This is a genomic window from Paraflavitalea sp., assembly GCF_059502485.1.
Genome location: NZ_JCACET010000008.1, coordinates 1,293,929 through 1,307,103, shown reverse-complemented (window position 1 = coordinate 1,307,103; position 13,175 = coordinate 1,293,929). Strand labels below are relative to the sequence as shown.

8 protein-coding genes are annotated in these 13,175 nt (G+C 47.3%); 3 read left to right on the top strand and 5 right to left on the bottom strand.

Features of this window, described 5'->3' with window-relative positions; genetic code table 11:
• Window positions 1-288: 288 nt before the first annotated feature.
• Window positions 289-1,068: an alpha/beta hydrolase gene (locus tag AC5JBY_RS08160; protein WP_495904076.1), complete on the top strand. Its 780-nt coding sequence runs from the start codon at window positions 289-291 to the stop codon at window positions 1,066-1,068.
• A 117-nt stretch (window positions 1,069-1,185) separates the two neighbouring features.
• On the opposite strand, the gene AC5JBY_RS08155 is transcribed toward AC5JBY_RS08160, so the two are convergent.
• Window positions 1,186-2,103 carry a helix-turn-helix domain-containing protein gene (locus tag AC5JBY_RS08155; RefSeq protein WP_495904075.1) on the bottom strand — a complete coding sequence of 306 codons (918 nt, stop codon included), beginning with the start codon at window positions 2,101-2,103 and terminating at the stop codon, window positions 1,186-1,188.
• A gap of 277 nt (window positions 2,104-2,380) precedes the next feature.
• Window positions 2,381-3,529: an acetyltransferase domain-containing protein gene (locus tag AC5JBY_RS08150; RefSeq protein ID WP_495904074.1), complete on the bottom strand. Its 1,149-nt coding sequence runs from the start codon at window positions 3,527-3,529 to the stop codon at window positions 2,381-2,383.
• A gap of 147 nt (window positions 3,530-3,676) precedes the next feature.
• Between AC5JBY_RS08150 and AC5JBY_RS08145 the strand changes: the two genes are divergently transcribed.
• Both AC5JBY_RS08145 and AC5JBY_RS08140 read left to right on the top strand, forming a co-directional pair.
• Window positions 3,677-4,702, top strand: a complete 1,026-nt coding sequence (locus AC5JBY_RS08145; RefSeq protein WP_495904073.1) for a sensor histidine kinase — start codon at window positions 3,677-3,679, stop codon at window positions 4,700-4,702.
• 4 nt (window positions 4,703-4,706) lie between these two features.
• Entirely contained in the window at window positions 4,707-5,477 is a 771-nt protein-coding gene (locus AC5JBY_RS08140; RefSeq protein WP_495904072.1) for a LytR/AlgR family response regulator transcription factor, read from the top strand.
• Here the strand turns inward: AC5JBY_RS08140 and AC5JBY_RS08135 are convergent, their stop codons facing one another.
• From AC5JBY_RS08135 to AC5JBY_RS08125, 3 genes are read right to left on the bottom strand one after another with little or no spacing between them, the layout of a single operon-like run.
• Window positions 5,478-7,454 (bottom strand): sigma 54-interacting transcriptional regulator, encoded by a 1,977-nt coding sequence (locus AC5JBY_RS08135; protein WP_495904071.1) that lies wholly within the window; start codon window positions 7,452-7,454, stop codon window positions 5,478-5,480. It lies immediately after the preceding gene.
• Between the two features lie 11 nt (window positions 7,455-7,465).
• Window positions 7,466-9,427 carry a tetratricopeptide repeat-containing sensor histidine kinase gene (locus AC5JBY_RS08130; RefSeq protein ID WP_495904070.1) on the bottom strand — a complete coding sequence of 654 codons (1,962 nt, stop codon included), beginning with the start codon at window positions 9,425-9,427 and terminating at the stop codon, window positions 7,466-7,468.
• Window positions 9,428-9,450: 23 nt separating this feature from the next.
• The gene (locus AC5JBY_RS08125; RefSeq protein WP_495904069.1) at window positions 9,451-13,074 is read right to left on the bottom strand and encodes a BamA/TamA family outer membrane protein; all 3,624 of its coding nucleotides are present in this window, start codon (window positions 13,072-13,074) and stop codon (window positions 9,451-9,453) included.
• Between the last annotated feature and the right edge of the window lie 101 nt (window positions 13,075-13,175).

Here is a 13,175-nt window from a genome sequence, read left to right as displayed (position 1 = left end):
GTTGAACAGGTTCGGGTCTACAAGCCGGAGGCTTGTAAATACCCTCACTCGCCAGAGGCGAGCGAGTGAACTGATTAATCCTGCAAATTTACGTCAAGGCTGGTGTGGAGTGATGCCTAAATAAAGGCGGGAGTTGTACATATTATCGGGAGAAGCTGCGAGTCGTTTGCTTTGAAGATGCTTTACGACAGTATCATCCGCCAATTGTACAAGAAATGCGCGTATGTGTCTATTGACATAGGGGTATCGTGCGGGTGATATTTGCAGTACATTAAAAAAACATCAATCATGAAACTGAGTTTATCCTTAAGAAGTATCGCTGGTTATTTGCTGGCCGCTTTGCTTTTGTTGTTGTCTGCGGGTAGTCAGGCGCAAAGTTCAACGCCCGTTAAAAATATATTGTTGGTTCACGGCGCTTTTGCCGATGGGTCGGGATGGGAAGACATATATAAGATATTAAGTAGCCGCGGTTATAATGTAGTGATTGTTCAAAATCCTTTGCTGTCGCTGGAAGAGGATGTGATTGCAGTGAATCGTGCGCTGGACAGGGTGGAAGGTCCCACGCTGCTCGTAGGTCACTCATGGGGTGGCGCTGTGATCACGCAAGCTGGTGTTTCTCCTAAAGTAGTCGGCCTGGTATATGTGGCTGCTTTCGTTCCTGATGCCGGTGAAACTGTGATCGGGTTGGTGACTTCTGTTCCGCCTGCTCCTGAAAATGGTATTCAGCCTCCCGATGCCAAGGGTTTCATTTATTTTGATCTTTCCAAGTATCATGCTGGCTTCGCTGCAGACCTCAGCAAGGATAAGGCTTCTTTCATGGCTGCTTCGCAAGGCGCGTGGTCTGCCAAAGGCCCCACTACTCCACTTACGCAAACTGCCTGGAAGAGCAAACCTTCCTGGGCTGTTCTCGCTTCTGAAGATAAAGCTATTGTACCTGAACTTCAACGTACCATGTACAAGCGTGCAGGGTCTACCGTAACTGAAATAAAGGGAAGTCACGTGGTGTTTATGTCTAAGCCTAAAGCGGTGGCTGATGTGATCGAGGCGGCGGCGAAGGGAGTGAAGTAAGTTCAAAAATAAGCACAGGGGATAGGGTATAAACAAGGACCCGGCTTCGTCGGGCAAAAGAAAATGCCACTGTTAATTCAGTGGCATTTTCTTTTGTATAAAGTGAAGTGTGACGCTCTATGCTTGTAGTGCTGATCTTCCGAACTGGTATGCGACCTGTTTTTTGAAATCGGTGAAGCTCTGGCCAGATACGTTCTTAAAGAATTTACTGAAGTGGGCGATGTCATCGAAACCTAAATGGTAAGCGATCTCTTTCATGCTGGAATTGGAATAGGTGGCATGTCGCTTTGCTTCCAACACTATGCGTTGCTGGATATGGTAGCTGGCGGAAAATCCGGATACCTTTTTCACAATCTCATTCAGGTAGTTCGGCGTTACAGCGAGGTGTTCCGCATACTCGGTTACTTTCTTATGGGTAATGAATTTCTTCTCCATTGCTGTAAAGAACTTTTTAACCAGGTCTGCACTTCTTGTTTGTGGCGCTGCCTGTCCCACCTCTTCTGACTGCCGCGCCATGTAGATGAGGAATATCTTAAAGAAGCCCATGAGTATTTCTGTACGGAGCAGGAAGAAGTTGTCGAACTCTCTGATCATTTGTTGCATCAGGTGCTCCATTTCCATGCTCGTGTCTGCGCTCAGCCTGATCATACTACCTTGTGACAGGACTGTATCTTTTGGACTTGATGCTGCGCCCGATTGGTTCTGCGCCAGTAAGAGTATATCGCTGTTGAAGGATATGACATATCCTTTTGTACGTTCTCTGATCTTTAACTGGTGTACCTGACCAGGCGAAGCGCAGCAGATACCACTGCCGGCGATCTCGAATTTTTCGAGGTCTACAAAGTATATTCCTTCTCCCTCCGTGATCCAGGTTATTTCGTAATAGCTGTGACGGTGGGGTGCCTGGTTCTGTTGGCGGTTCTTTTCCATCCAATCGATGGTGCGTATCTCAAATGGCAGGTTGTTCTGCTCAAAAGGGATCCGTTCTTTCACCTGTGTGACAGGTTTTACCGGGCGTTCTTTTTCTTGCAACATACTGGTCAATTTTGGCTGATGGCTGAATGGTTATTTGGTTAATGCTCTCTGCCTGTAATGTTTCAATTAGCAAGCCATAATTGTTTCAGTTTATCGTGTGGAGGTTGCCCTGGCCTCAGACCTATGACTGGCAAGCTATTAGGCTTTAATTATTTATTTTTTGGGTCTTATGCCAATTAAAACAGCCTCCATTTTTTTCGGAGTTTGTTTTCGTGAACTCCGAAAAAAATGGAGGCTGTCTCGTATGTGTCACCAACTGGCGTGTATCAGATATATTTTAGCCACCATTGTTGTGGGTGGCTTTGTAGTGGGCATACCAGGCGCAAGGCTTATAAAGCAAGGCTACAACGGTGATCCAAAGGAGGTAAACCTGCCAAAGGGAGAGCCCTGTCTTTACATTCCGGGGCCGACCAAACGTGCCCGTGGTAAACTCCATTTGCTGCCAGCCAATGCCCTGTGCCCATAATACTATTATGAGGATGATGTGTATGAGGTAGAAGTGCAGGATATAATAGAACAGTGGTACTTTTCCATACGTCGTTATGACACCTACAATATTACTTTCCGCATTTTCAGCAACAGACAAGATCAAAAACATGATTCCCAACATAGTCAGGGTAAACTGCAATGAGGGTGGATATTTCGTGAGGTTGATGAACGAGAGGATGGTGTAGATTGTATTTTTTTGTGGCTGCCATTGTACCGGATCGCCATAGATATTAATAAAACGAAGTAGTATGAATAGGAATAATGCGGCGCCTCCTATTTTCATGAAAAGCTGTTTGCGTCTGGTGGCTTCCCATTCAAAGGTTTTTCCGGTTGCATATCCCACCAGCATGATGCCCAGCCAGGGTATGGGTGGATAGGCCATCAATAGTGTTCGGCCTCCCACGGAAACAGCACCGGGGCCAAAGAAAGGGTTGATAACCGCTGCTACTATAGAGTCTTTACCGAATGGCACGGCCGCCAGCAGGTTGTGTAAAAAGATAATGCCCAACCCGATGATGGCAATGGTCTTTACTGTCCATTTACTCATAAAGCTGAGCATGATAAAGCCAAACCCTATTGTGGCTATCACCGCAAAGATAATGGTGTGAAATCCGAGGTCGAAGAAGAGGGCAAAGTTCATCAGGGTCAGTTCCAACAGGATCAACCACAGGCCCCGCTTCTGCAGGAAGCGCCTGCTCCCCTTCAGATCGGCGCTTCGCTGCAGGGTGAGGTAGACCGATGTGCCCGAAAGGAATACAAATACAGGCGCACAAAGGTGGGTGACCCAACGCGTCATGAATAACGCGGGCGTGGTGGTGTCGAGACTGGTGGGTGATTGCGTGATCGCATTCACGTGCAACAGGTCGCGCACGTGGTCAAGGGCCATGATGATCATGACGATGCCGCGTGTGAGATCGATGCTGTGTATCCTTTTCATGGCTATAGTTTGGGTAGTTCAAAATTGCGGGGTTTTGTTGTGTTACTTCCTGTTTACAAGTGGCTTTTCGGTAAGTTGGCGGGGAGAATTGCCCGTTTGAAGGTGGGATGGCAATTTTGGGTAATTTGAGTGTTTATTATTGCAGGGATGTATAAGCTGGTAACGAGATACCGTTTGAAGGAGGGCGTATTTGTGTCGCTGTTTTTCCCGGCTGCGTTTGCACTGTCGGACAGCAGCCGTACAACAACGTTGCTTCATTTTGCGTCTTCCTTCCTGATCATTTTTGCTCAATGGTGTATGAATTTCGCCCTGGTTAGTTTCCGAACTCCCAAGGTGGGTGTACCAACACGGGGCATACCGGTTCTCTATCGACGGATATTTCTGTCTTATATATTCTCTGTTTTGATCTATCTCTGTATTGGATTATTGCTGAATGTTATTGCCGGCAATTTACTTTCTACCACCCGGGGTAACTGGGGTCATTCGTTCAGTTCGTGGTTCTTCATCTGTTTGCAATTGTTTTTGTTCAATACGCTGATCCTGCTGATCAAGCATGCTTATGATAGTAATGCGGAGAAGCGGGATATTGCGCTGGAGATTGAGCGGCTGAAGCGGGAGAACCTACATGCTACGCATGAGGCACTGAAGCAGCAGATCAATCCTCACTTTTTGTTCAACTCTCTGACAACGTTGAAGTCACTAACAAAGCATGATCCGCCGCAGGCAGTTGATTTTATCAGTGAACTGGCCTCTGTGTACCGGTATATGCTGCAGCACCAGGACAAGAACATGGTGTCTGTGGGTGAGGAGCTGGATTTTGTGCGTTCTTATCTTTACCTGTTGAGGATCCGGTTTGGCGACGCCATCTTTACCGATATCCGGGTACCTGAATCGGTATTGAATCATACTATGCCTCCCAACACCTTGCAGCTGCTGGTAGAGAATGCCGTAAAGCATAACCGGCTTTCGCAGAAAAAGCCTTTGTATATATCTATCTACATCGACGGTGATTTTCTTGCTGTGAAGAATAACCTGCAGCCCAAGCCTGCCGAATCTGATTCTTCGGGGCTTGGGTTGCATAATATCAGCAGCCGCTATGTTTTGTTGAAGGGCCGGGATATTGTGGTGCAGGTGGATGATCGTGATTTTTGGGTTTTATTACCGTTATCTTAGTTGTATGAATGTTTTGATCATCGAGGATGAAGTTGCTACTGCACGGGACTTGCAAGCGTCTATTAAAGCGTTGCGTCCCGCTTGTCGCATTGTTGGCATCGTTGACAGTGTGGAGGCCGGGCTTGAGTGGTTTGAACTGCATACCATGCCTGACCTTATCTTCTCGGATATTCAACTAGGCGACGGGCTCGTGTTTGATATTTTCCGACAGGTAAACGTGCAATGTCCGGTGGTGTTTTGTACTGCTTATGATCAATATGCTATCGAAGCTTTTCGTAATAATGGCATCGACTATTTGTTGAAGCCTTTAGAGGAGGACTTACTGAAGCAATGCCTGGATAAGATAGACCTCTTGCTTAAACGAGCCCCTTCAGAAAGTGAAAGGGCTGACCTCTCTACTTTTTTATTGTCCATGCATGGAACGCCCAAGAGTTATAAATCTACGTTTCTCGTTAGCTACCGGGAAAAGTTGGTACCTGTGAACATTCATGAGGTGTTGTTTTTCCGAATCGCGGGTGAAGCTGTAGAGCTTCATACCAAGACACATCAGCAGTTCCGTTTACCTGACTCACTGGATCGTATTGAATCGCTTGTGGACCCTTCGCTTTTTTACCGGGCCAACCGGCAGTTCCTTGTGGCGTTTGCTTCGATCAAGGAAGTGGAACTATATTTTGAACGAAAGTTGCTGGTGCATCTTGTGCAGGAAACGCCTGAGCCTATCATTATCAGTAAGGCGAAGGCAACGGATTTTATTGCCTGGATGGAGAGTCATTAGTTATAGATTCTCTTTTTTGATGCCGAGCTTGAGCATTTTGGATTCGAGGGTGGTGGGCTTCAGGTTGAGTAATTGGGCAGCGCCGCCTTCTCCTCTGATGCGTCCGTTGGTTTTGCGGAGGATGGTTATAATGTATTCGCGTTCTGTTTCATCCTGTATTTTCCTGACATCGGTCAATGATCTTGCTGTGGTTACTCCGGGCTGCTGCTGTGCCGGTATTGGTTCGGTTAAGGGATTACCTGCCAGTGGTCGTTTTAGCTCAAGGGGTGAGTTGCCATCATTGAGTATGACCGATTGTTCTATTACGTTTTCCAGTTCTCTGATGTTGCCGGGCCAATGCCAGACTTCCAGCTCTGCCATCATTTTAGGGGTTATTCCCTGGAAGGTTTTGTTGTTTCGACTGGCGGCCATTCGTGCAAAATGATAGGCTAACTGTGGTATGTCTTCTTTGCGCTCTCTCAGTGGTGGCAGCATTACCGGGAATACGTTGAGGCGGTAATAGAGATCGAGCCGGAACCTTCCTTCTGCCACTTCTTTTTCCAGTTGACGGTTGGTAGCTGCTACTACACGCACATTGATCTTAAAGGGGGCTTTGCCTCCAATGCGTTCTATCTCTTTTTCCTGCAATACGCGTAATAGTTTAACCTGTAGCTCGGCCGGCATTTCTCCTATTTCATCCAGGAAGATCGTGCCTTCATGTGCCTGTTCAAATTTTCCAATCCTCTTATCGATAGCACCGGTAAAGGCTCCTTTTTCATGGCCAAACAGTTCCGACTCTATCAATGCCGGTGGCAGTGCTGCGCAGTTGATTTTTATGAATGGCTTGTTCTTGCGTGGTGAGTTGTGGTGCAGGCAATGGGCTATACGTTCTTTTCCCGTGCCGCTTTCCCCTAATATCAATACCGATGTCTCGAAGGGGGCTACCTGTGCGATGTAATCCAGCACAGACAGTAACTGATGACTGCTTCCGATGACACCTTCGAACCCAGATTTGGTTTTTGCTTCTTTCTGTACAACTGGTTGCTGTACGGACTGTTTTTCAACAAGGGCAGTTGTTTCAGCCGATGTCTTCCTGTTAATGATAGCAGCCAACGGGTGTTGTAATCTTTCCAGCAGTCCGAGGTGGCCTGCATGCCAGGCATCCGGCTTCCGGCTGTAGAACGATAAGGTGCATGCTATTGTATTCCTGCTACTGATGGGCAGCTCCAGCAACGCGTTCATGTTGAAGGTCTGTGCTATCAGTTGTTTTACTGAATCTTCTTTGCAAGCTTTGGGGAATGTATCTGCGTTGTACCAAACGGCTCCTTTTTGTGCGGCTGCATTTTTATGGCATGTGCTCCATTCGTTCTTTGCAAGGCCTGTGATGGTTAATAATTCATTGACGCCTATCTGTTGGTATTCTTCGAATCCTATGCGCAAAAATCCCTGCCATTCGTCTTGTGCATTTGTTGCAGTGGTATTGCAGATCGTTATCAGGTCAAATGGTATAAATGGTTGCAGGGTAGTGACGGCTGTGAGCATTTTATGCTCGCTGGTAGTAGCCTGTACTGCTATGGCTGTCAATTTATCCTGCAACACTGCTTCCTGCCGCAATCCCGCTTCAAGGCTGTGTTTGTGACGGTAGCGTGCAATATCAAGGGTGATGAGCACATCTTTCGTGCGGAATGGTTTTACCAGAAACCCATAAGGCTCCGTCGCTTTTGCTGCTTCCAGTACACGCTGGTTGGAGTTTGCAGACAGGTATACAAAGGCAATGTGCCGCTCTCTCAAATAATAGGCAAGGTCTATGCCTGTTGATTTTCCTTTGAGGTGTATATCCAGTAATACCACATCGGGTTGTTCTGTTTGTATGATCTGTTTTGCCTCTTCCACAGATGCTGCTATGCCAATGACCCGGTAGCCTGCTTTTTCCAGGATCAACCTGAGGTCGTTGGCCACAATAAATTCGTCCTCTACTATCAATATCTTTTCGGTCATAGTTTTTCTTTTCAGAATGTAACCGTGATCGTTACACCTTCGTCGCTTTTCATTTCAAAGTTACCATTCAGCTGTTTGGTAAGTCCCTGGATAAGGCTCATTCCCAAGGAGCGGCTACCAGCCACATCGAATGCCGGTGGCAATCCTCTTCCATTGTCTGCAATAGTGAGACGAATATGTTCTTCTGTCTCTCGCTGCATGGAAATGGTGACGCATCCCCGTTTATTTTCAGGGAATGCATATTTGATCGCATTGGTAATAGCTTCATTCAAGATCAGGCCAAGGGGCACTGCCTGTGCTACGTCCAATTCAAACGGTGCTATATCCAAATCAAATTTAATCCTGTTGTTTACATTGAAGTTTTCATCGAGATAGCTGGTAAGCTCCTGTATGTATACCTGCATATCGATGGTGGCCATTTTATCGGACTGATATAGCTTCTGGTGAATGAGGGACATTGCCCGCATCCGGTGCTGGCTATCACGGATGGCCATGATGGCTGAATCGCTATCGAGGTAGGCTGACTGTGAATTAAGCAAGCTCATCACAATCTGCAGGTTGTTGTTCACCCGGTGGTGTATTTCCTTAATCAACCATTCTTTTTCTGTGAGGAGGTTCTCTTTTTCGTTCAGCAGCTTTTGCAGGGATACGTTTTTGTGGTTGATCTCTATTTGCTGACTTTCCAGTTGTGTATTGTTTTGTTGCCTGATCCTATAGCGGTTGTACAGTAATGCTATTATTATCAGCAGCAGGATGATGACAGCAATGGTTATATTTCTGCTTAGGGCAGCCTGTTTCAGTTCGGTCTGTTGCAACTGGCTTTCTTTGCGTAGTATTTGTATATCCTGTTCTTTTTTATCTGTCTCAAATTTCGCCTGCATTTCTTCTATCTGCCAATTCCTGGTGATATCGTATAGGGTGTCGCTGATGGATTTGTATTTCTGGTAGTGTTCGATGGCCGCTATGTATTTTCCTGCGGCTGAATCGGCACGGAACAGCAGGAGTTGTACATTACGTTGGGTAGCGTGGTTAACAAACCCTTTGGTAGCAGCGGCCTGCAATAGGTAATAGCGGGACTGTTCGTATTTATGCTGGTCGTTGTAAAACTTGCCGACATTGTAATAGATATTAAAATGCATGCTGTAACCATGTGGGTTCTTCTCTTCGAGGGTTACAGATTCGACAAAATATTTTTCAGCCAGTTTATATTGCTTCAGTTCGTTGTAGCATTCTCCCAACATAGATGCCCGGACTACTTTTTCTGCTGATGTCACTGCCGGATATTTTGCTGTAACCTCCAGCACCAGATCGAGGGCTTCTTTCGCACGTGCCAGTGGCAACAGATCGTGTACAATACTCCACGTCATATTGTATACTACAAATGCATTTTTCTGACGACTCTTATACTGCCACTCAAGTGCTTTCCGGTGCCAGACCAATGCCTTGTCAAACTGGTTCAGATCTTTGTACACGGCTCCCAGCCTTCCGTAAAAGCGGGCAAACATGGCTGTATCGTTTACTGCTTCTGCATTTTCAATGGCTTGTACCGCATAATAAAATGCCTGGCTGAGGGCTCCTTTGGAACGGCATATGGTTGTCAGCAGGTCGTAGGTGTTTGCTATTTCCTTGCTGCCGTTCGACTGCTGCCGGTGTAATAATGTCTGTACTTCCTGTTCTGCGAGTTGCCATTTATCCTGCCGGATGTGGAGTACTGCGATCTGATCGAGCAATTCTTCCCAAGCTGTATCTATCCGCAATGTGTCATACAATGCCAGTGCTTTTTGCAGGGTGGCCACTTTTCCTGTGGCTGAAGTGTCGCTCTCGGGTAAACTATCTCCCAGTTTCCGAAATCTTTCTGCCTGTGCGATCAGGCTATCGCGCAGTGGTGGTATTTTTTGTGCAGCAGGCTGCTGTGCCGTAGCATGTAGTACGGCAGCTCCTATGCAATAAATTATAAGCAGCCATTTAGGCATATTGTGTTACGGAATGCAAAATGCTAAAATCTCATTCCTACTACTATAAATGGTAACCAGCCTTCGCTTGACCAACCTGCCAATCCACGTATTACGATCATTTGTGCAGGGGCAAAGAATAATCCTCCTCCTACCCCATTGTGCCATTTACCGGAGCTCTCGCCTTTTTGCCATACACGACCTATGTCATAGAAACCAATCAATCCCATCACGCCGGGCAATACGTATCCTCCAATCTCTGCCAGTTTAATGCGCATTTCGAGGTTGTTGTATATGCTGTGCTCGCCGGCAAAGCGGTATTGCCTATAGCCCAACAGGTTTTCGTGGCCACCCAGGAATACTGATTGATAGAATGCTGCCTTACCTACTGTAACAGCTCCTCCTATTCTATTGGCCAATACTATAGTGTTGCGTGCGTTGAGAGGTTTATAGATGGATACTTCGGGGATCAGTTGGGCAAATGATTTTGAATAGTCATTCATGCCGGCAAATCCCTGGAGGCGAATGTTGATGTAGGAACCCCAGGTTGTGAGCACCGGATTGTTCCTTTTATCCCTGATATAGTTTACGATGAGCCCGCCGTGTGCTTTGTCCTTATCGAGGGTAGCGCTGTCGTATGACCCAATGAGGGATGTATTTTCAATAAACCTTCCTTTGTTGCCTTCGTCATCGAAGCGATAGAACTGTACAGCAGGGCCTACGCTGATGCTGCTGCCTTTCATATTGCCCCAACGCAAGGCTACGTGTGCGTTGTAGGTATTGAATCTTGTACGGTAAAACCTTTTGAAGTTGTCTATCTTATTGAACTGTGTTTCGTTGCCACGTCCAAAGAAGTTGATCGTATTGTTGGGGGCCCTGATCAGTGCCTGAGCAATGAAGTCGGCTTTTCCTATGGCATGTATCCACTCTCCTCTGTAATCGATCTTAAAGGCTTCGGTAGAGAAGGAGTGTGACACCAGCAATTGCTGAAGGCCTGAGTATTTAGATATTTTGGTATAGGGTTTTGTACGGAAGCCTTGACGGCGTATGTGTTTGAAGCCGGCACCAAGGAGGAAGCCGTCGTCTGCGTTGAGGCCGATAGAAGCGAGTGGCTGTGTGATGTTGTACAGATCTACCTGGTTGAATGCTGTGTGGGCACTGTCGTTGGCCAGGCGCTTGCGTAGTCTGCCTGCGTCGCCGTTGAAGGTGGCGTTGTTTTCCTGCTCATATAGTTTTATATGGCCTTTGCCATCAACCACGTCATAGCTTTTGCTGCCTTCGCCGCCAATTATACGCAGCTTCACGCCATTGGTGGTATTGTTGATGCGCACGCTGTCATCGCCTTTCGATAGGTACAGGCGTACTTCTTTGGTGATGTCTGGTGAGAAGGTCCTTTTAAACATCAGGTCTTCTGCCTTCCTGTTTTTGGAAAGTTTGCGCATTTCTATTGTGATACCATTATCGGGCGCATCGGTGATCTCAACCAGCTCATGTTTGTCGGTTGCTTTCACGTCCACAATCTTGTTGAGGAAGTTGTAGTACCTCTTCATGGCTTTGGGCAGGTTATCCCTCCTGCTCTTCAGTGTTTTCAGGAATTGATCGTGGCGGAGATTATATGCAGCTGCAGGCAATTGTTTCAAACCTTGCTCCAATACGTCGTCTGTTACCTGGGCAACAAATTCATTGGTGATACGCATCCAATCATCGTAGCTGAATTGTACGAGGAACCTGCCATTTACAGCGCGGCTTTCCCACATTTCTCCTTCTATGTTGCGGTAGTCTTCGTTGAAGCCCTGGAGGAAGGGCAGCAACCAACGCCACCTGGCCGCATGGGGTATCACACCCTGATTGACGTAGAACACCTGGTCGCGGTCGCGAGGGATGGCTTTGTATCTTTTTCCTTTGCCGTCTTTTTCTGGCAGCCAGCGCCATTGGTCTTCGTGGCGATCCCAGTCGCCAATGACCAGATCGAGTAAGCGGGCGCGGAGGTATGCGGTGCTATCGAAGCTGTTGTCATTGTCCTCATCCATTTTGCGACGCATCTTGGGTGTATTGTCCGATTCGCCCAGCGGTTCACGTTCTTCGAGCAGGCAAAGTGTGTTGGCAAATGTGTTGCCGTAAATACCAAAGGCCGTATCGGGCGCTATCCAACCTATGATGGGGTTGGAATGTGGGATACCTAACTTCTTTGCGATGGGGGGAACGATCAATGCGCCATAGGGATAGTTGGATGACATGTTATCGGAGAGCAGGTCTTTCACAAAAGTCTCGCGGAGGGCTTCGGGCAACAGTACATCCGGATATTTTTCTACGCTTCTCAGAGCCCATTCTTTTCCGTCTTTATCCAACAGGCGGAGTGATTTGGATTGGTGTCCGCCACCAAGGCGACTGGGTTTCAATCCTCCTTTTATTTCTGATATATGGATAACCGGGAAGGTGGTTGGTGTAGCGTAATCTTTGCGGTAGTTTTCTCCAAAGAGCCAACGGTGGAAGCGGCTAACACTGTCGAAGCGGGGAAGCGGTACGATGGTGATGCTGTCCTGCTCCAACGCTTTGATGGCAAGGCGCTCCTGCTCTGCTACTTTTACGTAGGGTTGTGCATAGCTGAAGGAAGATTTTATGCCATCTTTGGTTTCTGTGTAGTAGGTGATGCGCAGGCTGTGATCGCGCAGCAAGTCGACAGTAACAAAGCCTGACCGGCTGGTGGCAAACTGTGAGTTCTTTCCTTCTCTTGCGTAGTTTCTTTTGGCGCCTGCACCGCTTACTACTTGTATCTGATCGCTTTTGATGAATTGTAGTCCGTGTTCGTGTCCCGCCACGTGTATGAGGTTGGGTGAACGGCCTGCTACTTCATCTATCTTTTTGATCATGTTCTTGTAAAGCGGGTGGCCCATGTCTTCAGGGCTTACGATCGTTTTCCTGAGTATGGGATACAGGGAGCCAACTACCGGCATCGGTATGTAGAGGTTTTTATTGACGGCCGTGAAGGGGAAGATGTGGTCTTTGAGGGAGTAGTATCCGCCATGATGACCGTATGACTGGAAGGGGTGGTGCGAGGCGAGGAGGATCGTTTTGTAGCGGTTTTTATAGAATAGCTCTGTCATTTTCGCCGTTACATCGTCGCTGGTACTGCAGTCGCAATCTGCCTCTTTGTTTTCTTTGTTATAGGGGAACACCCACCACTCACTATCGAAGGCGATGATAGTGAGGCTATCGCCTACATTGATCTCTACCGGATCGGGGCACCCATTAGCTGGCACCATTTTCAATAATGGATCTTTCTGCTGTTCGAGAAAGCTCCACTGGTTTTTGATCTTGGCCAGTCCATCGGTCCCCATCCTGTCCCAGTCATGGTTACCGGGCACAAAATATACGGCGGCTCCATTGCTACGCATAGGTGAAAACTGCGACCTCAGGATATCGCCGGTGGCTTGTTCATTTTTAGAGCCGGGCAATGCCATGCCTGTGGGGTAGATGTTATCGCCGAGGTAGAGCACGGTTGTTTTATCTTTTATTACCATGCCTGCCGCGAGGGGTATAATGTGTTGCTGGAATTTGCTGATCTCGCCGGCATCTCCAATGAGGATGACCCGACGCACGATGCTGTCCTGTGCATTTACTCCAAAAGCAATCATCAATCCTAGGAGGGTGTGTATGTATCTTTTCATGTCAGTTAGTTTAGTCGGCAATCGGCAGTCGTGAATCGGCAATGGAGCAACGATCTAAGACGAGCCGTGAGCCTTTTGCTACGAGTCATTTGTTTCGTCAG